General features: G+C 41.9%; 16 protein-coding genes. 12 read left to right on the forward strand and 4 right to left on the reverse strand.

Annotation, left to right across the window (positions count from 1 at the left end; all coding sequences use genetic code 11):
* Positions 1-185: 185 nt before the first annotated feature.
* On the forward strand, positions 186-860 hold the full coding sequence (locus tag NFS34_RS07465; RefSeq protein ID WP_251359309.1) for an OmpW family protein: 675 nt from the start codon (positions 186-188) through the stop codon (positions 858-860).
* Positions 861-1,068: 208 nt separating this feature from the next.
* On the forward strand, positions 1,069-2,085 hold the full coding sequence (locus NFS34_RS07470; protein WP_251359310.1) for an NAD-dependent epimerase: 1,017 nt from the start codon (positions 1,069-1,071) through the stop codon (positions 2,083-2,085).
* Here NFS34_RS07470 and NFS34_RS07475 read toward each other — a convergent pair whose 3' ends face one another.
* The gene (locus NFS34_RS07475) at positions 2,086-2,418 is read right to left on the reverse strand and encodes a hypothetical protein (RefSeq protein WP_251359311.1); all 333 of its coding nucleotides are present in this window, start codon (positions 2,416-2,418) and stop codon (positions 2,086-2,088) included. It abuts the gene before it with no gap.
* A gap of 263 nt (positions 2,419-2,681) precedes the next feature.
* Here NFS34_RS07475 and NFS34_RS07480 point away from each other — a divergent pair, with 263 nt between their 5' ends.
* Entirely contained in the window at positions 2,682-3,110 is a 429-nt protein-coding gene (locus NFS34_RS07480; protein ID WP_251359312.1) for a hypothetical protein, read from the forward strand.
* 223 nt (positions 3,111-3,333) lie between these two features.
* Here the strand turns inward: NFS34_RS07480 and NFS34_RS07485 are convergent, their stop codons facing one another.
* Entirely contained in the window at positions 3,334-7,272 is a 3,939-nt protein-coding gene (locus tag NFS34_RS07485) for a response regulator (RefSeq protein ID WP_285834455.1), read from the reverse strand.
* Positions 7,273-7,836: an arylesterase gene (locus tag NFS34_RS07490; protein ID WP_251359314.1), complete on the reverse strand. Its 564-nt coding sequence runs from the start codon at positions 7,834-7,836 to the stop codon at positions 7,273-7,275. It lies immediately after the preceding gene.
* A gap of 275 nt (positions 7,837-8,111) precedes the next feature.
* Here NFS34_RS07490 and NFS34_RS07495 point away from each other — a divergent pair, with 275 nt between their 5' ends.
* The 5 genes from NFS34_RS07495 (at position 8,112) to rlmKL (ending at position 17,517) form a co-directional block, all read left to right on the forward strand.
* A complete protein-coding gene (locus tag NFS34_RS07495; RefSeq protein WP_251359315.1) occupies positions 8,112-8,822 on the forward strand; it encodes an ABC transporter ATP-binding protein in 711 nt (236 codons plus the stop codon).
* Positions 8,823-8,824: 2 nt separating this feature from the next.
* Positions 8,825-11,338: an ABC transporter permease gene (locus tag NFS34_RS07500; protein ID WP_251359316.1), complete on the forward strand. Its 2,514-nt coding sequence runs from the start codon at positions 8,825-8,827 to the stop codon at positions 11,336-11,338.
* A 156-nt stretch (positions 11,339-11,494) separates the two neighbouring features.
* Positions 11,495-14,194: a type I DNA topoisomerase gene (topA, locus tag NFS34_RS07505; protein ID WP_285834456.1), complete on the forward strand. Its 2,700-nt coding sequence runs from the start codon at positions 11,495-11,497 to the stop codon at positions 14,192-14,194.
* Positions 14,195-14,274: 80 nt separating this feature from the next.
* Positions 14,275-15,312 carry a quinone-dependent dihydroorotate dehydrogenase gene (locus tag NFS34_RS07510; protein ID WP_285834457.1) on the forward strand — a complete coding sequence of 346 codons (1,038 nt, stop codon included), beginning with the start codon at positions 14,275-14,277 and terminating at the stop codon, positions 15,310-15,312.
* Between the two features lie 24 nt (positions 15,313-15,336).
* Positions 15,337-17,517 carry a bifunctional 23S rRNA (guanine(2069)-N(7))-methyltransferase RlmK/23S rRNA (guanine(2445)-N(2))-methyltransferase RlmL gene (gene rlmKL, locus NFS34_RS07515; RefSeq protein WP_251359317.1) on the forward strand — a complete coding sequence of 727 codons (2,181 nt, stop codon included), beginning with the start codon at positions 15,337-15,339 and terminating at the stop codon, positions 17,515-17,517.
* A gap of 89 nt (positions 17,518-17,606) precedes the next feature.
* Here rlmKL and NFS34_RS07520 read toward each other — a convergent pair whose 3' ends face one another.
* Positions 17,607-18,317 carry a hypothetical protein gene (locus NFS34_RS07520; protein WP_251359318.1) on the reverse strand — a complete coding sequence of 237 codons (711 nt, stop codon included), beginning with the start codon at positions 18,315-18,317 and terminating at the stop codon, positions 17,607-17,609.
* 141 nt (positions 18,318-18,458) lie between these two features.
* On the opposite strand from NFS34_RS07520, the gene NFS34_RS07525 reads away from it, so the two are divergent.
* The 4 genes from NFS34_RS07525 to NFS34_RS07540 all read left to right on the forward strand — a co-directional run bounded on the left by NFS34_RS07525 (position 18,459) and on the right by NFS34_RS07540 (position 23,527).
* Positions 18,459-18,710, forward strand: a complete 252-nt coding sequence (locus NFS34_RS07525) for a glutaredoxin family protein (protein WP_251359319.1) — start codon at positions 18,459-18,461, stop codon at positions 18,708-18,710.
* Positions 18,711-19,035: 325 nt separating this feature from the next.
* Positions 19,036-19,686: a TetR/AcrR family transcriptional regulator gene (locus NFS34_RS07530; RefSeq protein WP_251359320.1), complete on the forward strand. Its 651-nt coding sequence runs from the start codon at positions 19,036-19,038 to the stop codon at positions 19,684-19,686.
* 81 nt (positions 19,687-19,767) lie between these two features.
* Positions 19,768-22,248 carry an acyl-CoA dehydrogenase gene (locus NFS34_RS07535; RefSeq protein ID WP_251359321.1) on the forward strand — a complete coding sequence of 827 codons (2,481 nt, stop codon included), beginning with the start codon at positions 19,768-19,770 and terminating at the stop codon, positions 22,246-22,248.
* A gap of 112 nt (positions 22,249-22,360) precedes the next feature.
* Positions 22,361-23,527 (forward strand): diguanylate cyclase, encoded by a 1,167-nt coding sequence (locus NFS34_RS07540; protein ID WP_251359322.1) that lies wholly within the window; start codon positions 22,361-22,363, stop codon positions 23,525-23,527.
* Positions 23,528-23,661: the final 134 nt, after the last annotated feature.

The following is a 23,661-nucleotide window of genomic DNA, read 5'->3' on the forward strand; positions in this document are numbered from 1 at the left end:
AGCCAGAAGCTTAACAAAAAAGCCCTTACGGTTCGCCATAAGGGCTTTTTTGTTAAAATGTGAAGTTGGTTAGCTAGATTCTATAGCTAACTTGATCTAGGTCAGTTTTGATAGATCTCTTTTTCCTACACTATCCAGAGTAAACACAGTATTGATTGTAATAAAGTAGGAAAGAGGCGTTATTTATGAAACATTCTTTAAAGGTTGTAGCTACAGCTGTTGTAGGTTCTTTGGCGATTAACGGGTTGGTTCAAGCCGCAGGCCATCAAGAAGGTGATTTTATTCTTCGGGTGGGTGCTGCTTACGTTAGCCCAAACGATGATAGCTCTAATGTTTTAAGTGACAATGATGGAGTCGAAGTGGATGGTGCCTTAGGATTAGGTTTCAGTGGCACTTGGATGTTCGCTGATCAATGGGGCTTTGAGATTTTAGCCGCGCTGCCTTTTGAACATGATATTGATGGCACCGGTGATTTATCTGGTGTTTCGATTGGCTCCGTGAAACATTTACCACCAACTTTTAGTGTTCAATTCTACCCTGATGTACAAAGTGACTATTTCATTCCTTACTTTGGATTAGGCCTAAATTACACAACCTTTACCGACGAAGATACCGATTCTGAGTTAGAAGCCGCTTTAGGATCAAATGATGTGGATCTAGACTTGGATGACTCTTTTGGGATTGCTGCGCAAATTGGCGCTGACTGGAAAATTAGTGATGACTTATATTTCAATACGTCTTTGTGGTATATGCAGATAGATACCGATGCTGACGTTAAGGTTGATGGTGTCGTTGCTACCACCGTTGATGTGGATATTGATCCTTGGGTTGCCATGATTGGACTATCATGGAAGTTCTAATAAGGTCAGTTAAAAATCGGATCAAAAGCTAAAAAGTAGTTAAGCGTTAACAAAAAAGCACCATCAATTGGTGCTTTTTTATATCGCCTGATTTTTTATAAGACTAGGCCGATAAATTGAATGAGCCAAGGTCTTAAGGTAAGATCGTTCGTTCATAAAGGTAGGCTTTACTGCATTATTTTTAGTTCATGCCTCAAGGACTTTAATCATGGCAAAAAGCAAAATTTTAGTTACGGGTTGCGCTGGTTTTATTGGATTCCACGTGGCTAAGCAATTGCTAGACAGTGGCATTGAAGTTTTTGGACTGGATAATATCAATGATTATTACTCGGTGGAACTAAAGCAAGACCGACTCAATATTTTGCGCGATTATGCCCAGTTCGAATTTGCCAAAATAGATGTAGCGGATACCCAGAGTATTGAAAAGCTAGCACGCGAGCAGCAGTTTGAGGTTATTATCCATTTGGCAGCTCAAGCGGGAGTTCGTTATTCTATTGACCACCCGCATGAATATTCGAAGAGTAATTTAGTAGGATTTGTTAACATTCTGGAGCTTGCCAGAACCCAACGGGTTAAGCATCTGCTTTATGCCTCTTCAAGCTCTGTTTATGGACTCAATTCGCAATTGCCTTATTCCCCCGATAATGCGGTTGATCATCCTATTTCATTGTACGCCGCGACTAAGAAATCCAATGAGTTAATGGCTCATACTTATTCGCATTTATATCAAATAGCGACCACCGGCATGCGTTTTTTCACAGTGTATGGCCCCTGGGGCAGGCCCGATATGGCGCCAATGAAATTCGCCTCAGCGATTAGTAAAGGTAAAACCATAGATATTTATAACCATGGTGAGATGAGCCGTGACTTTACTTATATTGATGATGTGGTAGAAGGCGTGATTCGGTTAATTGATAAGCCACCTGCAGCGGATCTAGAGTGGTCAAGCCAGCCCAAACCATCAAGCAGTTGTAACCCCTATAGAGTGGTCAATATTGGCTATGGAAACCCAATACAATTGTTAGACTTTGTCGAATTACTGGAAGAATCTTTATCGGTAGCAGCAAATAAAAACTTTTTACCCATGCAAGATGGGGATGTGCAAAAAACTTGGGCCGACACCGACTCCTTGTATGAAATAACCGGTTATAAACCCCAAGTCGCGCTCGATAAAGGCATCGAAATTTTTGCCGATTGGTTCAAGCGTTACTATTTAGTATCTTAATTAAAAGTTGGGTTCATTTACGATAACGGTATCGATAATACAATTTGGATCATTAGGTTCATGCTTCCTTAATCCAGGGACATAGATATACTTACCTGCGAGGTTTAATATCCAACCACTAGCATGGTGATTTGTCATCTTTGGATCGTTGATGTAAACATCTTCGCAAGAATTATGTATAGCGGCTAGCCCTAGGAAAGAAGACTCGCCGGAAGGTACGTCTCTATGGTAACACTCTTTCCAAGAGACAGAGTGGAATGGTTGGGCTTTACCGATATTGGTAATATTTAACATGGTAGTTAGAATACAGAAAAAAAATACTTGATTAAACATAACACTCTCCCAGATATACTATTCTTAAACTAAATTGCAACTTCTAACTCTCAATGTCAAAGCGTAAATACGCAAATTGTCCTTTTGATTATATTTTTTGTCTTTATGTTTATACTGAAGAAATTTAACTAGCTTTTTAGTCCGTATTTTTATTTCAATAGTCCTGCTTACAACATTTCGAAGTGTCAAATTAACATAAGATAACTGTTGTCTTACATCTAGTATAGACATTTAAACTTTTTTACTAAAAAAGAGGAAATCACATGAAAAAATTAATTCATATAGCTATAGCTTTCTCTAGCTTAGTATTAGCAAGTGCTAGTGCTACAGAACTTCAATCATCTCAGTCTTCGAATAATTTGTCGGCAGCCACTGGCGCCTGTTATATAGATACGCCGAGATTTGATAGGCTACGCCCTAACAAATGTTATGGAATAACATCGCCAGGAGGTCAATCAATTGCTACATTTGGTGTTTTAGGGTTAGATCAAAGCTCCGGTCAATTTACTGTTCAGTATCTAGGGGGCACTTGCGATACTATCTTATATACAACACAGGAAGGTTTGGTTTGTAATAGAGTTATTTACGCAGGCCAGAATTTAACCCAGAGAGCCAAAGTAACTGATAATACAACCGGTCAATCCAAAACTGTCACAGCCACAGCTATTTACTTTTCAGAGCCTGGCTTTTAATCTGAAAGTTTGGATATAATAACAAATTAAATGATATTAGCTCTACAATTCAATGTTTAAAACCCTTAGTATTAAGGGTTTTTTTATACTATTCTTTTTAAATTGCTGATAAAAATGCAGCGATTTTGTGGTATTTGAAAAATTACTTCTTATAAATCTATTGATGTTCAAACTAATCAAAGCATTTGAAGCTTGATCTTAATTTATTTTTGACTGGTTAACTCTAGAGCAATAAAAATTTAGAGGGTGTAACGCCAAATTTAGCTTTAAAGCATTGCGTAAAATGTGATGCTGAATTAAAACCACAAAGTTCAGAAATTATATTGACTTGTTTGCCTGTTGATAATAATTCCGCACCTTTTTCTAAACGGTAGTTTCTCAATATGTCCATTGGGTTTTGGTTAACAAGAGCTTTCAATTTTCTTTGTAACTGGCGTTCGCTAACTGCCATATCAGCAGCTAGCATGGAGCGTTTACAGTTACAGTCTTGGTAGTGTTTTTCCAGTAACGAATCAAATCGATTTAAAAAAGCTTGTTCTTTCCCGGTAAGTTTGATCTGAGTACTAACCTCTGAAGCTCGTTGTAAAGTTAGATTTTCTTTTATAAGTTGCCTTATAGAAATAATATTTTCAACTCTAGTTCTTAGCTCTTGCTCGTCAAACGGTTTGGTCATGTAATCATCGATGTTTTCGTTCCAACCTTGGATCCGCGATTCTTTATCGCCTTTAGCTGTCAAAAGAATCAGCGGGATGTGCGAGGTGATGGTGTCATCTCTTAAGCGTTTAGCAACCTCATAACCGTCAATCCCGGGCATCATAATGTCACTTATAATCAGATCTGGCACTTGGCGCTTAGCGACTTCAATACCGGCTTCGCCTCTATCGGCACTAATGCAGTGATAACTTGGGCTGAGCACTTCAGTAACGTAGTCCCTCATGTCAGGGTTGTCGTCAATAATAAGTACCAACTCTTGTTGCTCATCAGAAAAAGCGGGGTCCTGGCGTTGGGGTATTTCACTGTCGCTACTTATGTCGGTGTGGGTTAAATGTTCAATGGCCTTTATGGAATGGGTATCCGGCAAAGCCGCCTGCTCGGTGGTCGGCAGATTAAGAATAAAGGCGGAGCCTTGGCCTGCTGTAGATTCGAGGCTGATCTGTCCTTCATGTGCCAAGGTAAGTTCTTTTACAATGGATAGCCCAATACCAGTGCCGGCGATGTCAGAGGTTTGATCTAAACGGACAAAGCGCTCAAAAATATCGTCTTGCTGCGCTTTGGTCATGCCCACGCCGGTATCGTTAATTTTGATCTGAATACGCTTATCTAGCAGTTTAGAGCTGACGGTGACCCTACCGCCATCTGGGGTGTATTTGATGGCGTTGGAGAGAAGGTTACCGACCATGACTTCTATCGCATCGTACGCAGCCATAACATTGGTATCTTTATCCAAGGTCAGGTAGAGCTCAATTTGCTTGCTTTGAGCTAATGGCATAAAAGAATCGACAATGGCTTCAAGAGCGGGGTTAATGGCATACGGTACTTTATTGATAGTGTCTTCTTTTTTTAGCTCAGTGAGCTTTAAGATTTGCTCGACCATGCCTAACAGGCGGCTGGCATTGCGCTGAATCATTTGTAGGTGCTTCGGGTTTTTTGGTGAGTCCAGAGCTTTAAGCTCTTTCTCCAGAGGCCCAAGAATTAAGGTTAGCGGCGTTCTAAACTCGTGGGAGATATTGGCAAACAGCTCATTTTTACGCTCGAGGAGGGATTCAATCACGTTTTTCTGCGTTTCAATTTCTTTAGTGCGAGCGGCCACTTCCAACTCTAGCTCGCGAGAGCGAGCAATGGCTGCCTGAGTGCGATACCGAATAAACCACACAATACTGCTCAGAAACAGCACGCCATAAATCGTAAAAGCCCACCAAGACAACCAAGGCGCGGGATGAACTCGAATTTTCAGTGCAACGTTATCGTCATCCAGCGACCAGATACCATCTTTATTAGCAGCTTTGACTCGAAATGTGTAATCGCCAGGTGATAAATTGGTGAAGGTTGCGGTACGATTGTTAGCGTCCGTCGCCACCCAGTCGTCATGGAAACCTTCGAGCTTGTACTGATATTGATTACGCATGGGATCTGCATAATGCAGCCCTGCGAACTCGAAGCCGATGACATAGTCTCGATGGCCAATATCCATTTCATCGAGATACTCAATCGGTTTATCGATCCCAAAGCCCTCGTAGTTCTCGCCTGGTACCACTTCCTCATTAAAACGGGTCAGCTTGGTCAGCGTCACCTTTGGCGGCACTAAGTTATCCTTAATATCCTCGGGATAAAAAGCATTAAAACCATTACGACCACCAAAATAAAGCTTACCGTCGGGGGATTTAGCGGCAGCGCGGAGAGCAAAAGTAGTATTTTTTAAACCGTCGGTAGCCGTATAAACATTAATATGACCTGATTTTAAATTAATTTTATACAAGCCACTGGTGCTACTGATCCAAAAGGTATTAGCTTTATTACTGGCTAGTAGTTTTAAAATATAGATAGAGTTGTTTTTTTTGCCTAGAGACCACTTTTTAATTAGGCTGCCATCCGCTGCAAGCTGGAAAATTCTATTATAACTGGTGGCTAACACGGTTTCTCCAAACATACTTAAGGAAGACATATTAGCAGCGAGAATTTTAGTTAAAGATTTAGTATCTAGAGAAGAATTAATAGAAAACAGGCCTGCATTAGTGGCAAGCAAATAAGAGTCGTTAAACTCTAAAATGTCAGTAACAAATAGGTTATTTATAAGGTGGCTATCGAGTCGTTTGAAACTACCTAGAGTGGTATCAAACATAAATAACCCTTTAGATGAACCGATTAGATACTCTTCATTTGCATGAGGGACTATTTTATAAGGTCGAACCGCGTTACTGATTTCAAAATGGCTGATTAATTGGTGTTCAAGATTTGACACCTTCAATATGCCATAAGAAGTTGCAAGTAACCATTGATCGTTATCTTCATACAGGTCATAAACTACAAATACTTGCTGTTTAAATTGGTTTTTAAAAACGTGATCTAAAATCCAGCAATGATTGTTATTATGATCATAGAGAGACAGTTTATTTTGTGAAGATAAGACTATTGAATCATCATTGAGGCTAAAAATAGAAAATACAGAGTCATTATCATTACAGTGTGCTAATTGAGGCTTGCTTTCTAGCGATTCAAAATGCAAGGTTGACATGTTGATAGAGCTCAAGCCTTGAAAATTGCCGACGTATAAAGTCCCATCAGCTGTAAATTGTAGCGAGGTAATATTAGTATCCGTTGCATCAACACCTAGCTCGAAGCGCTTTATTAGCTTACCGTTACTGTATACTAGTAGCCCATCTTTAAAAGTTGCTACCCATAACTTATCGCCAGAAACTAGTATGTCGATAATAACAGTTTGTTTGTTTTGTCCAAAATGATGTTTAGCTTCTAAACTGGTATTATTAAGAGAGTACAGGCCTTTGTTGGTTCCTATGAACAATTCTTTGCCTAATATAGCCACCTTACGGATTACTGTTTCTTGTAAAGGAAAATTTGGAAAAATGGTCTTAACAATTTTATGTTCATGATCCAAAATAAAGATATGAGATTCAGTGGTCAAAAGGGTTTGTGCTGAGTTTATATTGGATAGAGAGGTTATGTTTTTAGTAGAAAAAACTTTTAAGAAATTACTTTTTTCAGTATAACTTCTAAAATAAAGATCATTTTTTGTAGCCACCAAAACGCCATATTGATTACTGGTTATCCCAACAAGATCGGATAGGTTTTTATGGTTATAGGTTTCAAAAATACCATTTTTCAAGCTTTGAAGCGGACTGTCAGCAGCGTGAACCCACAAGTTACCTCTTGAATCAGCATGCAGTCTCTTTATTTGATTGCCTGCAAGAGCATGGTTCCCTGTGCTAGCAAAATAGTTTTTAAACTTGATTCCATCAAAGCGAGATAAACCATTAGCCGTACCCACCCATAAAAAACCATGCATATCCTCTGTTAGCGACCAAACTCTATTATCGGCTAGTCCATCTGTACTGAAGTAATTTTTTGAGACTATGTTTTGCGTGAAAGCGTAAACCGGTAATAAGGTAATAAATAGAGTAAAGAGTCTGAGAAAATAACTCCTCATTTACCATTTAACCAAGATGTTATTTAACAAAATTGGTTGGGCTTGTTCATTTGGGTGTATACCATCTTTTTGCATCAGCTCGTCATTGCCACCAACGCCTTTAAGGAAAAAAGGAATCAAGTCAATATTATTCTCAGCGGCTAATTCTTGATAGTTTTGCTCAAAAGCTTCGGTATAGCGTTTACCATAGTTGGGCAGTATTTGTATCCCAAGCAGCAGTACCTTAGCTCCTGAGCTTTTGGCCATTTCAATCATGCTTTGCAAGTTACGCTTGATTAATGGTGGCGCTATACCTCTAAGCCCGTCGTTTCCGCCAAGTTCTAAAATCACCAAATCCGGCTGATGTTCTTCTAGTAAAGGTTTTAGCCTTGCTAAACCTTGCCCAGTGGTATCCCCGCTAACGCTGGCGTTGATGACTTTGACTTCAGGGTTGTCTTTTTGCAATTTTTGTCGCAATAAATTAACCCAACCTTTTTCTAGCGGTATATTGTAGCCAGCACTTAAACTGTCACCCAGCACTAAAATGGTTTGCTTTTCACTGCTCTTAGCTTGGCTTGGAGCCATTAAAAGAAGCGCTAAACTCACTAACAAGCCGTAGCTGGTATATGAAAACAATCTGCTCAACATAGATGTCATTTATTAAGTTAACTGGGTTTAATAATGGTGAGTTAAAGGATATTTTTCAAGTCTTCACAAAATTTTCAGTTGAGATTGTATAACCTGACCTCATAAAATCTAGCGCTATGTCAAAATCGAAATAGCCTGTAACAACTCAAGTCCAATTTAACAAAGTTTAATGGTATTCTAGCAGGAGTTCCGTTACCAATAATTAACTAATCATGATTATCACACAAAAATTAACCAAGACCGTTACTTCACAAGAGCAAGATCTAACCATTTTATCCGAGGTTAGTTTACGCATTGATGAAGGCGATAGCCTAGCGATCGTGGGAGCTTCAGGCTCCGGAAAATCCACCTTATTGTCATTGCTAGCAGGCTTGGATGTTCCATCCAGTGGTGAAGTAGAGCTTGCTGGACATCAGTTTCATCGGCTTGATGAGGATCAAAGAGCCGCGATTCGCGCGCAGTATGTTGGTTTTGTTTTTCAGTCTTTTCATTTGCTGCCGGGTTTGACTGCGCTAGAAAATGTGATGCTGCCAATCGAGTTAAAAGGCGGAACAAACCCGAGAAAAAGTGCGCTGGATATTTTACAAAAAGTCGGTCTTGCTGAGCGGGTATCGCATTATCCCAATCAACTTTCCGGTGGTGAGCAGCAAAGGGTGGCCATTGCTCGTGCTTTTGCTTCTGAGCCGAAGATTCTGTTTGCTGATGAACCGACAGGTAATCTGGATAGCGCTAATGGTGAAAAAATCATTAAGTTATTATTTGAGTTGAATCAACAGTTTGGCACTACCTTAGTGTTAGTCACTCACGATCAAAACTTAGCCCAGCGCTGTCAGCGACAGGTAGGCTTAGAGGCTGGGCGCTTGATAAGCGACAGCGCTCACACAGCGATTAAGCACGACAAGTTGAGTGAAAAGGTGGTTTAGGTATGCATCTAAAAACCTTGCCAATGGCTTTAAAAAACTTCCGTCGTGATTGGCGCTCTGGTGAAGTCAGAGTTTTATTCTTTGCCTTGATGATCGCAGTTGCCGCGATGACAGCGATTGGGGTGATTACCGATCGTATTCAACGTTCAATGGGCGAGCAGGCCAGCGAATTTTTAGGAGCTGATTATGTCATCAGTTCTCCACGCCAGATCCCCGAAGACTGGCTTACGCAAGCTCAGAAGCAGAACCTAGCGACCAGCGTTGTGCAGGGGATCAGTACCGTTTTATCTAAAGCCGATAAGTTCCAACTGGTCTCAGTTAAGGTGCTAAAAAGTGACTATCCACTAAAAGGTGAATTGGAAATTTCTCAAGCAGCATTTGTAGCGGGCGAGAAACTACAAGGCAAACCGCAAGCTGGCTTTATGTGGGTTGAGCCACGGGTATTGAGTCTGCTTGAGGCAAAAGTCGGCGACAAAGTTGAATTTGGTGCCACTGAATTAACCATTTCAGGAGTTATTGTCTCGGGGCCAGGACAAGCCAGCGAAGTGTTTAACGTGGCACCTGGGATCATGGTCAATGCAGCAGATGTTGCGTCTGCGCAAATTATTCAAGCCGGTAGCCGCGTTTCTAATCAATTATTAATTCGTGGTGAGCCGCAATTACGAGACCAATATATTCAGTGGTTAAAGCCACAGTTAAACGATACTCAGCGCATCACCGGTGGTAAAGAAGGTACGCCCGCGCTTCAGGCCTCCATCAGTCGCGCCGAATCTTTCTTGCGTTTGGCGAGTTTGGTTTCAGTAGTGTTGGCTGGAGTGGCTATCGCGGTCGCGGCAGGGCGCTTTAGTCGTCGTCATTTTGACTATGCAGCGATTTATCGCTGTTTGGGTATGCAGGTTCGGCAAGTACACCAATTGTATTTATGGCAGCTTGGTTTAATGGGCTTAATTGGGGTTTTATTAGGATTAGTCATTGGCTTTTTGATCCAAGAAGTGATTATTTGGCGCTTTGCCGATTTTTTACCAAAACCGATGGTTGCAGTTAGTTTGGTTCCTGCGCTGGTCGCAGTGTTTTCGGGTTTAGTGGTATTGCTTGGTTTTGCCTTACCATCATTTTTTCAGATTGCCAAGGTGCCGCCACTTAGGGTGTTACGAAAAGAGTTGGCGCCGGCGGCAGTTTCCAGCTGGGTTATTTATTTGCTAGCCATAGGTGCAATGGCGCTATTGATGTGGTGGCAAAGCGATTCGTGGCTACTGGTTGGAATTTTGCTTCTAGTATCGATAATCGCCTTTGCTGTGATTCGGTTATTTGCTTGGTTTATTTTTAAAATTGGCTTATGGCTTGGCAAGCGAAGCCCAACGGCAGTACGCTTTGGTCTAGGCCAACTAAAACGTTATCCGGCCTTTACCATTAGCCAAATCACGGCTTTTGGTCTTGCTTTTATGATCATGCTATCAACCTATTTGATCCGCACCGAGCTGCTATCTGAGTGGCAAAGTCAAATGCCGGATGATGCGCCAAACCATTTCTTAGTCAATGTGCAAAATTATGAAGTCTCAGCGCTGGACACTATTCTTCAAGAAAATCAGATTGTAACCAGCGGTATTTACCCTATGGTTCGTGGCCGCGTTACTAAGCTTAATGGCGAGTTGGCGAGTGAAGTGTTATCCAAAGAAGAATACCAACAAGCGCGCGCTTTGCGCCGTGAATTAAATTTAACTTGGATGGAAACTTTGCCCAACGCCAACAGTTTGGTGGAAGGCGTTTGGTGGGATCAAGAATCGAGCCAACAACTGGATCCGGATGCCGCCAAGATCTCTATTTCTACTGAAATCCAAGAAATGATGAAGGTAAAAATTGGTGATAAGGTTAGTTTTGATATTGGCGGCTTAAGTGTTGAAGGACAGATTGCCAATGTACGTGAAATTCAGTGGGATTCATTCCAGCCGAATTTCTTTGTGATTTTCGAGCCGAAAGGATTAAAAGATTTCCCAGCCAGCTATATTACTAGCTTCCACCTAGAGGCAGATCAAAAGCCGATTTTGAATCAAATCTTATCGCAAATGCCGACCGTGACCATTATTGAGTTGGATAAAATTATGGCGCAAGTGCAAAAAATCTTAGATCAGGTTACTTTAGCGATTGAGTTTATTATGTTGTTTGTCTTGCTAGCAGGAGTAGCGGTGTTGTATGCGGTGTTGCAAGCTAATCGGGAAGAAAGAGTCTTATCAGCAACACTGTTGAAAACCCTTGGTGCGCAAAGTCCTTTTATTCGTACCAGCCTGATTGCCGAGCTGGCATTGCTTGGTATTTTTTCTGGAATGGTAGCGGTTATCGCCAGCGAAATCTTGGTCTCGAGCGTTTATATTAATGTGCTCGAACTTGGCACTAAGCTACATCCTTTATATTGGTTTTTAGTGCCAATAGCTGCGGCAATCTTTGTTGGCTTGGCTGGTTGGTTTGGTGTTAAGTCGATCTTAAAACAGCCCGCGACCAAGGTTCTACGCCAAGCCTAATTTTAATAAAAAATAAAAAAAACTAGACAGCCACTAGCTTTGGTTGCTATTAATAAAAAAAGGAACGACAGAGTTATAGCCCCGCTTAGCTCTGTTTTTTTAAATCTGAAACCTAATTAGTAGGTTGAAAAATAAGGCTTTTTTAAGAACTTCGATATGGGAAAATCTTTAGTTATCGTGGAGTCGCCGGCCAAGGCGAAAACCATCAATAAATATTTGGGTAACGATTTTGTGGTCAAATCGAGCGTTGGCCATATTCGTGATTTACCAACTGGCGCGAGTAAAAAAGCACCAGTTAGTGCCAAGGAACGGGCGCGTAAAGCAGCGATAACCCGCAAGCTGCCGCCAGAAGAAAAGGCGCGACAAAAAGCTTTACGTGAGAAAAAAGCCTTGTTTGAACGTATGGGGATCAATCCGGAAGAGGGATGGGATGCACATTACGAAGTCTTACCGGGTAAAGAAAAAGTCTTAAAAGAATTAAAAAAACTTGCTGAAAATGCCGATACCATTTATCTGGCAACGGATTTGGACAGAGAAGGTGAAGCGATTGCTTGGCACTTAAAAGAGTTGCTCGGCGGCGACGATGATCGTTATCAGCGGGTGGTGTTTAACGAAATTACCAAAAAAGCGATTCAGGAAGCTTTCTCCAAGCCTAGTGGCTTGGATATGCACTATGTTAATGCCCAGCAGGCCAGACGCTTTTTAGATCGGGTTGTGGGCTTCATGGTTTCGCCGCTACTGTGGCGAAAAATTTCTCGCGGCCTGTCGGCTGGACGAGTACAGTCGGTAGCGGTGCGTTTGCTGGTGGAGCGTGAGCGCGAAATTCGTGCCTTTATTCCGGATGAGTATTGGGATCTGCATGCTGATACTAGCACCCAGTCTGAGCAGTCGCTACGCCTGTTGGTTAATAAATATCAAGGGAAAGCCTTTAAACCAAAGAGTGAAAGCGAGACTCAAATTGCGGTTGACGCGCTAAATCAAGCTGAATTTACCGTTAGCTCGATTGAAAGTAAGCCACAAAAAAGCAAAGCGCCAAAGCCTTTTATTACTTCAACCTTGCAACAAGCGGCTAGCACCCGCTTGGGTTATGGGGTGAAAAAAACCATGATGATGGCGCAGCGTTTGTACGAAGCGGGCTATATTACCTATATGCGTACCGATTCGACTAATTTAAGCGCTGATGCGGTGAGCGAATGTCGTGATTATATCGCCGATAAATTCGGCAAAAATTATTTGCCGAATGAAGCCATGAGTTATTCGAGCAAAGAGGGAGCGCAAGAAGCGCACGAAGCGATCCGCCCTTCGGATGTGAGCAAAAAAGTGTCGCACTTGAGCAATATGGAAAAGGATGCGGAACGGCTTTACGATTTGATTTGGCGCCAATTTGTTGCTTGTCAGATGTTACCAGCCGAGTTTGACGTGACCAATTTGTTGGTAGAGGCGGCTGATTATCAATTAAAAGCTAAAGGGCGTGTGATGCGTTTTGACGGTTGGACTAAAGTCTTGCCGATGCAAAAACGCTCGAAAGATGATGAAGAGTTGCCGAATGTTAAAGAAGGTGAGCGCTTGAAGTTGCAAAAGCTCGATCCAAAGCAACACTTTACCAAACCCCCTGCGCGATATTCCGAAGCAGCTTTAGTGAAGGAGCTGGAAAAACGAGGTATTGGCCGTCCTTCAACTTACGCTTCAATTATTTCAACGATTCAAGATCGTGGCTATGTCAAAGTGGAAAATAAGCGTTTCTATGCGCAAAAAATGGGGGAAATTGTTACCGATCGGTTGGTGGAAAGTTTTAGCAATCTTTTGGATTTTTCCTTTACTGCGACGATGGAAGAGCGGCTAGATGAGATCGCCAAAGGTGATAAAGATTGGAAAATGACGCTTGATGAATTTTACCAAGCTTTTTCCGAGCAATTGAAACAAGCTGATGAAGCTGAAGCCGATGGCGGTATGCGTCCGAATGAAGCGGTTGAAATCGATTTAACTTGCGATCTGTGTAACCAGCATAATTTTGCTATTCGTAACGCCAGCACTGGAGTCTTTTTAGGTTGTACGGGTTATTCTTTGCCGCCGAAAGAGCGTTGTAAGAATACTAAGAACTTAATGCCGGGTGACGATTTTGTGGCCGCTAATGAAGAAGAAGAGGCGCGCCATCTGGTCGATATTAAGCGTTGCAAGATTTGTGAATCGACAATGGAAGATTATTTACTGGATGAAACTACCAAGTTGTACATTTGCGGTAATAATCCTGATTGTGAAGGCTATGAGCTGGAAAAGGGCGAATATAAGATCAAAGGTTATGATGGGCCTGTTTTGGAGTGCGATAAGTGTGGCAGCGAGATGCAGCTTAAGACAGGACGCTTCGGTAAATACTTTGGTTGCATGAACGAGGATTGTAAAAATACTCGCAAATTATTGGCTAATGGCCAGCCTGCACCGCCAAAAGCCGATCCAATCCCAATGCCTGATCTGCAGTGTCAGAAAGTCGATGATCATTATGTGCTGCGCGATGGTGCGGCTGGGATTTTCTTAGCGGCCAGCAAGTTTCCGCGCAACCGAGAAACTCGTGCCCCCGAAGTTGCAGAGCTATTACCGGTAAAAGATAAATTGGATCCCAAATACGTCTTTCTAACTGAAGCTCCCGTTAAAGATCCTGCTGGCAATGCGGTTATTGTCAAATACAGCCGTAAAAGTGCTGAGCAGTATGTAGCTGGCGTGGATAAAGACGGCAAGGCTTCTGGTTGGTCGGCTTTTTATGAAGATGGTAACTGGGTCGAAAGAACGCCGGTAAAAAAGGCGGCGAAGAAGAAAACCGCCAAAAAAGCGAGCAAAAAAAACGCTAAGGCAAAAAAGTAAACAATTCTTATTAAAAGTCAGTAAAATAAGGCCAGCAATCACTGGCCTTTTTTTATCGCTACTTTTTGGACCGCTAGCCTATGTATTCTTTGTTGCGCAATTTTCTATTTATGCTTGATGCCGAGACCTCGCATCACCTTTCTCTGAACAGCTTAAACCGCTTATATAAACTAAAGTTGGCATCGCTGATGGCAAAACCTCAAGTTCAGGATCCCGTGACAGTGATGGGGATAGAGTTTCCTAATCGGGTCGGTTTAGCTGCGGGACTGGATAAAAATGGTCAGTTTGTGGATGCTTTGAGTCAGTTTGGCTTTGGTTTTATTGAAGTGGGTACTGTGACTCCGCGTGCGCAAGATGGTAATCCCAAGCCGCGACTGTTTAGAATTAAAGAGGCGCAAGCCATTATTAACCGTATGGGCTTTAATAATGATGGTGTTGATCAGTTATTAAAAAATATTAGTGATATTGATTTTACTAGCAAAAACAAAGGGCTATTAGGGATTAATATTGGTAAAAATTTCGATACGCCAGTAGAAAAGGCGGTTGATGATTATCTTATTGGTATGGAGAAAATTTACCCTAAAGCTGATTATATGGTAGTGAATATTTCTTCGCCAAATACCCCCGGTTTGCGTGATTTGCAGTTTGGCGAAAACCTGAAAGTCTTACTGGAAAACCTTAAAAAGAAGCAGCAGAGTTTGCATCAAGAGCATCAAGTCTATAAACCTTTAGCCGTAAAAATTGCCCCCGATCTTGATGCCAATGACATTACTGAGTTGGGCAAAACGTTTGTCGAGTTTGAGCTAGATGGGATTATTGCGACCAACACTACGTTTGATCGCTCAAAGGTCGAAGGCATGAAATTTGCCGACGAACAAGGCGGTTTAAGCGGCAAACCGTTAAGTGACAAATCAACCCAAGTGATTAGTCAGTTAGTGCATGCGATGGATAATAAAATTCCAGTGATTGGTGTTGGCGGTATTCATGACGGTCAGTCAGCACTTGATAAAATCAATGCTGGCGCGGCGTTAGTGCAAGTTTATTCGGGATTTATTTATCATGGCCCAGAACTTGTTTCTCAAGCAGCAAAAGCGATTAAAGCTGCCAAAACGGTTTAGCCAAGCGATAAATGGAAAATATTAATGGATAAAACTTTAGCTTTTTATGCTTCTTGTCCGCCGGGTTTGGAAGCGTTATTAATCGAAGAGTTACGTCTGCTGGGCGCTAACAACCTTAAAGAGCATCCGACCCACGTTACTTTTGAGGGCGACTTAACGCTTGCTTACCAAGCTTGTTTGCACTCTAGGCTCGCTAATCGAATTTACCTTTGTTTGTTGCACGATCGGTTTGAGTCAGTTGAAGAGCTTTACGATAAGGTTAACCGCATTGAATGGGGCTGGCATTTTGATTTAAAGCAAACTTTTGCTGTGGACTGTGTCGCGCGTAAAAGCCACTCGATTAAACATTCGGGTTTCGGCGCCTTAAAAGTTAAAGATGCGATTGTGGATTATTTCCATGAGCGTTACGAGCAGCGCCCGTCGGTGGACAAGGAAAACCCTGATTATCGAATACATGCGCTGATTAATGGTAGCCAGCTAAAAATTGGTCTGGATCTAGCGGGGCGCAGTTTACACCAACGCGGTTATCGCGATTCCAGCGGGCGAGCGCCAATTAAAGAAAATTTGGCCGCTGCGATGCTGATTCGGGCAAAGTGGCCTGAATGTGCCGAACAGACAATGGCGTTTCATGACCCTATGTGTGGTACTGGTACCTTGTTAATAGAAGCGGCCATGATGGCAACGGGGATGGCGGCGGGCTTGCTCAATCCAAGTTTTGCTTTTTGTCGTTGGAAGCAGCACGACGAAGAGGAATGGCAAACTTTATTAGCTACTGCGAGGCGTCAATTTAATAAAAATCTTCAAGCTTGTGAGCTGCGCTTGATTGGCAGTGACCGCCATCGAAAAAGTTTACAGTTAGCCGAGGAAAATATTCAACGAGCAGGTTTTGACAAGATTATCGAGCTAGTTGAGCAAGATATTAGTAGAGCTGTTGATCTCAAACTTAATAACCTAGCCATTAATAATAAGGGACTTATAGTGACCAATCCGCCTTATGGTGAGCGGCTGGGCGATGAAGCCACTATTGACCAGCTTTATCGGGATTTGGGTGCTTATGTGAAATCCAACTTTGAAAATTGGCAATTTGCCATGATCACCACCGAGGCGGAATATGCTAGAGCGATTGGTCTGCGCTCGCATAAGCACTATAAATTTAAAAATGGTGCTTTAGATTGTCAGTTTTACTTGTATCGAGTTAGCCAAGAAAATAGTTTTGTGCCTTTTGATCCAAAAAAGCTGAATCCAAATTGGGAACAAGGTTTGTCAGAAGGCGCTGTCATGCTAAAAAACCGACTGCGCAAAAATCAGCAGCGCTATAAATCTTATTTAAAACAAAATAATGTCAGCTGCTATCGCTTATACGATGCCGATCTGCCGGAATACTCGGCAGCGATTGATGTGTATCATGACGAAGTCCATATTCAGGAATACGCTGCACCAAAAGATATCCCCGAGAAAGTAGTACAAAAGCGCTTGAATGAAATCAAGCGAGTGGCTTCTGGGGTGTTACAAGTGCCTGAAGTAAAAGTTCATCTAAAACAAAGGCTAAGGCAAAAAGGCATTCAGCAGTATACTAAACACTCTGACAGTGATGATTTTAAACAAGTCAATGAGCAAGGATTGCAATTCTATGTGAATTTGAGTCGGTACCTGGATACGGGACTATTTTTAGATCATCGAAAAACCCGCAAAATGATCATGGCCGAATCACAAGGTAAGCAGTTTTTAAACCTATTTGCTTACACCGGTTCGGTGAGTGTGTATGCCGCAAAAGGGGGTGCCCAGACAACCACTGTAGATATGTCGAAAACCTATATCAATTGGTCGATTAAGAACTTTGCAGCTAATAATATACCGATTTATGGACATCAATTTGTTCAAGCCGACTGTTTGCAATGGCTAGCAGAGGTGCAAAACGATCAGCAATACGATTTGATCTTCTTAGATCCGCCCACCTTTTCTAACTCAAAACGCATGCAAAGCAGCTTTGATGTACAAAGAGATCAGCAGCAGTTAATTGAGTTAAGCATGAATCTATTGGCCACTGGCGGCAAGTTGTACTTTTCCAATAACTTCAAAAAATTTGTGTTGGATGAAAAGTTAAAACATCAGTATCGAGTCGTGGAAATAACTCAGAAAACATTACCACCAGACTTTCAAAAGAGTCGTAATCACCATCGCTGTTGGTTGATAGAGCATCGCTAATTTAGTAGAGCTTATTGCGAGTATAAAAGCACTAGAAAGGTTTAAGCATAAAAAAACCCGGCAGAAGCCGGGTTTTAATTTCAGAAGTACTATTTCTTTTTAGCAGCAGCCTTTTTCTTAGCTGGAGCTTTTTTCTTAGCAACTTTCTTTTTGGCTGGAGCCTTCTTTTTAGCCGGAGCTTTCTTCTTAGCAGCCTTTTTCTTAGCTGGAGCTTTCTTCTTAGCAGCCTTTTTCTTAGCTGGAGCTTTCTTCTTAGCAGCCTTTTTCTTAGCCGGAGCTTTCTTCTTAGTAGCCTTCTTCTTTGCTGCAGCTTTAGCTTTTTTAGCAGCGGCGGCGGCTTTTTTCTTGGCAGCGGCAGCTTTCTTTTTAGCGGCAGCGGCAGCTTTTTTCTTGGCAGCAGCGGCTTTCTTTTTATCAGCGGCAGCTTTTTTCTTAGCAGCAGCAGCGGCTTTCTTCTTTTCTTTTGCTGCCCAATCTTTTTCGAACTTAGCTACTGCTTTAGCAAGAGCGGCTTCTTTTGCAGCTACGGCTTTGGCTTTCGCTACCATATCTTTAGCTTTAGCGACGGCTTTTGCAGAAGCAGCAGCAGCGCGTTTTGCTTTTGCAGCGGCATCTTTAGCTTTCTTCGCAGCGGCCTTAGTTGTTTTGTTTGATTTAGCTTTAGCTTTCGCTGCAGCGTCTTTAGCTTTTGCGTTAGCTTTGGCTAAAGAGGATTTATCTTTTGCCGAAGCTTTCTTAGCTTTGTTGAGTGCAGATTCAGCTGACTTAAGAGCTGCTGCAGAAGTTACTTTCTTTGCCATGGTCTTTTCCCCTGTCGTGAAGCGTTTGGTTAATTTCCAATCAAATTATACGAAAAGAAATTTAGAAAGTTAATAAAATTTTATGATAAAGTCGCGTTAATTGATGCTTTTTTTAACTTTTTACAGCTTTTTAAAAGAAAAATGCAAAAAATAATTTTTTTTACAACTTTTGGCTGCGATTTATGTGAAAACGTTGAACGGATGTTTTCGCAATTTTTTTTGGATAATGTGGGTCAAAATAAATTTAAATTGGAAGTGTTTGACATCATTGATGACGAGTTAGTAATGGAGCAGTATCGCACTAAAATTCCGGTTTTAAAAAACATAGAAACATCACAAGAGTTGGTTTGGCCATTTTCTTATTCTGAATTTCTTAATTGGTTGCCCTCGTAAAAAAAATTTAAATATTTTTTTAAATGCTTAATTTGTTTTTTATGGTGTTGTCATTTCGTTTATTTAACTTAAAAAATTTTTTAGTAATTGATCTTAAGTGTGGTCTTGGCATTTACTTCACCTTGCATGATTTAAAATAACAGTTTTGTATTAAGCTCAGTAGCTGTCAAAAATTGGCGGTAAAAGATCGAGTTTCGACCATTGCTGCTGACCAATCTGCTGCTTAATTATTTAAAACTCAAATCTGTGGATCTTGACATTTTGATGAATAGAACGTATGTTTCAAACAATTGTTTGATAGCATGTTAAGTTCATTAGGGCAAGAATGAGTAAGAATGAAACCACTAAGGCTCGTATCCTCGATGCTGCGGAGCAATTATTTGCTGAGCGAGGTTTCGCAGAAACCAGTTTGCGAACCATTACTGCTCGGGCAAAAGTCAATTTAGCCAGTGTCAACTATCACTTTGGTTCGAAGAAATCCTTGATACAGGACGTTTTTGACCGTTTTCTATCGGATTATACAACTGGCCTAATTCAGCGCCTTGCGGAGCTGGAAAAGGAGTTGGCACAAGATGGGAAGGCTTCTGAGCAAGCGTTGGATACGGAAACCTTGCTTAAGGCACTGGTTTCGCCGCTGTTGATACTGGAGCGTAAACGTAAAGCTTCGATTTCGATTTTTATGCGCCTCTTAGGGCGTGCCTATGCCGAAACTCAAGGTCATTTACGCCGCTATGTTACTGAAAAGTATGGTTTTGTATTGGTGCGTTTTACCATGCTTTTTCAGCAGGCTTATCCGAATTTAAGCAATGATCAGATCTTTTGGCGACTGCATTATACCCTTGGCAGCTTGATCTTTACCTTGGCTGGTAGCGATGCTCTGCGCGAGATTTCTGCGGTGGATTTTAAACGAGAAATGGCGATTGAGGATGTGATTGATGAAATGATCCCCTTTTTAGCCGCGGGTATGAAAGCTTAGTTTTGCTAAATTAACAATAGAAAGCATTAACAAGATTAAGCTCTAAAAATTTTAAAATATGATGATTGAGGTAATAAAAACATGACTGGATTATGGCAGTTATTGATAATGGTGTTAGTGGCGGGCGTTTGCGCTTATAACCGCTGGCCAATGAAAAAAGTAATGATTGCTAATTTGGCGGCTTTGGCGCTAATTTGGCTGGCCAGCGATTTGTCATGGGGTTTTTACCTGTCAGCGATAACTTATGGCGTGGTGGCACTATTTTATTTATTGCCGGATTTACGGATGGATTGGATCTCGCGTAAAGCTTATAACTTTATGCAAAAGGTTTTGCCGCCAATGAATGAAACTGAAAAAGTAGCGCTTGAGGCTGGCGATGTTTGGTGGGATGGCGATCTGTTCCAAGGAAATCCAGATTGGAACAAGATGCTTAAGATCGAAAAGCCGACTTTAAATGAAGAAGAGCAGTCTTTCGTCGATAATGAAACTGAACAACTTTGCGAAATGCTTGACGATTGGGATATTGTGCATAAGCGCAAAGACTTACCACCAGAGGTTTGGCAGTTCATAAAAGATAAAGGCTTTTTGGGAATGATTATCCCGAAAGAGTATGGCGGTAAAGGCTTTTCAGCTTTGGCACACTCTACTGTTGTGACCAAGCTTTCTACCCGTAGCGCTTCGGCCGCGGTTACGGTCATGGTACCTAATTCTTTAGGGCCAGGTGAATTGTTACTGCACTATGGTACTGACGCGCAAAAAGATTATTATTTACCGCGCTTAGCAGCGGGTAAAGAAATTCCATGTTTTGCCTTAACTTCGCCAGTGGCCGGTTCTGATGCTGGTGCGATTCCCGATAAGGGCGTGGTTTGTATGGGCAAACACGAAGGTAAAGACGTTTTAGGGATCAAAATTAATTGGAACAAACGTTACATCACCTTGGCGCCAGTGGCGACCATCGTTGGTTTGGCCTTTAAGCTTTACGATCCTGATGGCTTGCTAGGCGATACTGACAAAGAAGACTATGGCATTACCTGCGCTTTGATCCCGAGCGATCACCCTGGCGTGGAAATTGGCCAACGTCATTTACCGATGAATCAAGCCTTTATGAACGGTACTACTAAAGGCAAAGACGTTTTTATTCCGCTGGACATGATTATTGGTGGTAAAGAGTTCGCTGGTCAGGGCTGGCGTATGTTGATGGAATCATTAGCCGCCGGGCGTTCTATTTCGTTGCCTGCAATGGGTGCGGCTTGTGCTAAGTTGTCGTATCGCATGACGGGTGCTTATGCCATGGTGCGCGAGCAATTTAAGACACCGATCGCGCGCTTTGAAGGTATCGAAGAAGCGATGGCACGAATTGCTGGCATGACTTATCGCATCGAAGCAATGCGTACTATGACCGCTGGTGCTGTAGATTTGGGCGTGAAACCTTCGGTGGTTTCAGCCATTGCTAAGTACCACATGACGGAAATGGGTCGTCAAATCATGAACGATTCCATGGATATTCATGCAGGACGAGCCATTATCATGGGCGAGCGAAATTATCTTGCTAATGGTTATATGAGTCAGCCGATTGGTATTACCGTGGAAGGCGCTAATATTTTGACTCGTAACTTGATGATTTTTGGACAAGGCGCGGTGCGTTGTCATCCTTATGTGTTCCGCGAAATGATGGCGGCGCAACTTGAAGATAAAGAAGAGGGTGTGAAGCGTTTCGATAGTCTATTGTTCCGTCATATTGGTTATGGTGTTAGCAATTTTGCGCGTACCTTAGGTTTAGGCTTGAGCGCAGGAAAGTTGGCAGCTAAGCCTGTTGCCGGTCGTACCGGAAAATACTATCAACAATTGACTCGTATGAGCTCGGTTTTAGCGCTCACCTCTGACGTGGCGATGGGTATGCTTGGCGGTGATCTAAAGCGAAAAGAGCGCTTATCGGCACGTTTAGCCGATGTGTTAAGCCATTTATATATGGCTTCGGCGGTACTTAAATACTATGAAGACAACGAGCGGCCAATTTCAGATTTACCCTATGTGCAATGGAATATCGAGTCTAGCTTGGAGCAAATGCAACAAGCCTTGTACGAATTTTATGGTAATTTCCCGAATCAATGGGTAGGCAAATTATTGCGTTTTGTCGCTTTCCCGTATGGCAAAAGCTACCGTAAACCAAGCGATCGGTTGGATCGCGAGGTGGTCAAACCGATGCTGACGAAAAGTGATATTCGCGAGCGATTAACCAACTATTCGTTTGTTGGCGAAGCTTCTGATGATGTGACTGGTCGTGTCGAACAAGCCTTCTTCAAGGTGCTAGCCGCTGACGAGGTTCGCCGTAAATTGCGTAAAGCGATGAAGGCCAAGCAACTGGATAAAAATGCGACCAATATGGAGCGAATCGAGCAGGCCATTGAAAAGGGTATCATCAATCAAGAAGAACATCAGATCTTGGTGGATGCGGAAGAAGCCCGGATGGATGTGATTCAGGTGGATGATTATTCGCATGAACAAATCTCTGGCGTGGTCACGGAAAACAAATCAAGCAAGAGCAAAACCAAAGCTGCCTAAAAGTCGCTGACTAGGTAACTGCTTGTATATCAAAGCTCTGGGAATCTATAAGATTTTGATTTCTAGGGCTTTTTTGCTACTTTATGAAAGAAATTAACGTCACTTTGGTAATATGCAGTTAAAAATTGACAAAAAAGTTCTAGAGCAAGCTGAGTCGATTGCCGCGGAAAGCTATTGGAAGCTACCAATGCCCAAAGAGTTTGAGCGCGTCTATTTACTGAACAATTACCAAGCTCGCATTAAACATTTTCGGATATTCATCTATATCGGTATTTTCCTGTTGGCGCTTTATGGCGTAGCAGAAATTTATAACGTGAAAGATGGTAATTATTTAGCACTTATTATGCGCTATGGTATTGCCGTGCCAGCTGCTTTGTTCGCGGTGCAGTTTTTTGATAAACCGAAATATGCTCTATATCAAGACTGGATCATTTCTTTGAGTGGTGTGGTGATTTGTGCCTTGATTTTTGTGAGTCGTTACCAAGCCTTTGTGCAAGATCAATTCTACTATTATTACGGCTACATTATCCTCATTTGTTATATCAATATCGTTATCCAACCAAGATTTATCCCTTCATTAATAGCTTCGCTAGTGGTTTGCGTTGGTGGCATTAGCTTTTACTATTTTTTGGATATGCCAACCAATCGCTATGTGTTTTTGGTCTTTGACACCTGTTTTTTTGTGTTTTTGAGCTTAGTTTCGAACTACTATATTCAGCTTAGTGTGCGTAAGCTTTATGCTCGAAGCTTGCTGCAAGACCGAGCCAGAAAAAGCGAACAGAAAGCAAAAGATAAGCTTTTTAAATTATCCAATATCGATGCCTTAACCCAGCTTTCTAATCGGCGTTTTTTTGATGAAGCCAAGGACAGTTTTGATAAGCCGGATACGGGTGTGTTGTTTATTGATATTGATCACTTCAAAGACTTTAATGATCTTTATGGTCATATCGCTGGAGATGACTGTATTTGCGAGGTTGCTAAGACCATTGCTCAGAACGTTCGCAAAAATGATCTCTCAGCTCGATATGGTGGCGAAGAATTTGTCATTTTAATGGATGCTACTGAGCCTGAGGTTATAAAGTTAATTGGGACACGAATTATTGAGCAGATCAAAGCTTTACAGATCCCCCATGAGTCTTCCGCTCATAAGGTAGTGACTGTTTGTGTCGGCTGGTCTTATTTGACCGAAAAGCGTAGCCTACAACAAGGTTTGCAACTTGCTGATCAGGCTTTATATCAAGCCAAGAGTCAAGGCCGAAATCAACTTTATCCACTCTAACGATACTTTCACTTGGTCAGACAAGTGACTTTCCTTTTACCTTAACCGCGGATCTTTGTTATCCTATAAGGATACCTTTAGCGATGACCAAAATATGGTCAATTTGCCTTAATAATAGGGCTTTTGGAGAGATT

This window comes from Kangiella sp. TOML190, assembly GCF_023706045.1.
GTDB lineage: Bacteria > Pseudomonadota > Gammaproteobacteria > Enterobacterales > Kangiellaceae > Kangiella.

Coding starts and splice junctions, on each gene's coding strand:
- NFS34_RS07470 (WP_251359310.1), top strand. CDS start 1,069: ATGGCAAAAAGCAAAATTTTAGTTACGGGTTGCGCTGGTTTTATTGGA.
- NFS34_RS07520 (WP_251359318.1), bottom strand. CDS start 18,317: ATGGCAAAGAAAGTAACTTCTGCAGCAGCTCTTAAGTCAGCTGAATCT.
- NFS34_RS07490 (WP_251359314.1), bottom strand. CDS start 7,836: ATGGCTCCAAGCCAAGCTAAGAGCAGTGAAAAGCAAACCATTTTAGTG.
- NFS34_RS07475 (WP_251359311.1), bottom strand. CDS start 2,418: ATGTTTAATCAAGTATTTTTTTTCTGTATTCTAACTACCATGTTAAAT.
- NFS34_RS07465 (WP_251359309.1), top strand. CDS start 186: ATGAAACATTCTTTAAAGGTTGTAGCTACAGCTGTTGTAGGTTCTTTG.
- NFS34_RS07510 (WP_285834457.1), top strand. CDS start 14,275: ATGTATTCTTTGTTGCGCAATTTTCTATTTATGCTTGATGCCGAGACC.
- NFS34_RS07485 (WP_285834455.1), bottom strand. CDS start 7,272: ATGAGGAGTTATTTTCTCAGACTCTTTACTCTATTTATTACCTTATTA.
- NFS34_RS07535 (WP_251359321.1), top strand. CDS start 19,768: ATGACTGGATTATGGCAGTTATTGATAATGGTGTTAGTGGCGGGCGTT.
- NFS34_RS07530 (WP_251359320.1), top strand. CDS start 19,036: ATGAGTAAGAATGAAACCACTAAGGCTCGTATCCTCGATGCTGCGGAG.
- NFS34_RS07540 (WP_251359322.1), top strand. CDS start 22,361: ATGCAGTTAAAAATTGACAAAAAAGTTCTAGAGCAAGCTGAGTCGATT.
- NFS34_RS07525 (WP_251359319.1), top strand. CDS start 18,459: ATGCAAAAAATAATTTTTTTTACAACTTTTGGCTGCGATTTATGTGAA.
- rlmKL (WP_251359317.1), top strand. CDS start 15,337: ATGGATAAAACTTTAGCTTTTTATGCTTCTTGTCCGCCGGGTTTGGAA.
- NFS34_RS07495 (WP_251359315.1), top strand. CDS start 8,112: ATGATTATCACACAAAAATTAACCAAGACCGTTACTTCACAAGAGCAA.
- NFS34_RS07500 (WP_251359316.1), top strand. CDS start 8,825: ATGCATCTAAAAACCTTGCCAATGGCTTTAAAAAACTTCCGTCGTGAT.
- NFS34_RS07480 (WP_251359312.1), top strand. CDS start 2,682: ATGAAAAAATTAATTCATATAGCTATAGCTTTCTCTAGCTTAGTATTA.
- topA (WP_285834456.1), top strand. CDS start 11,495: ATGGGAAAATCTTTAGTTATCGTGGAGTCGCCGGCCAAGGCGAAAACC.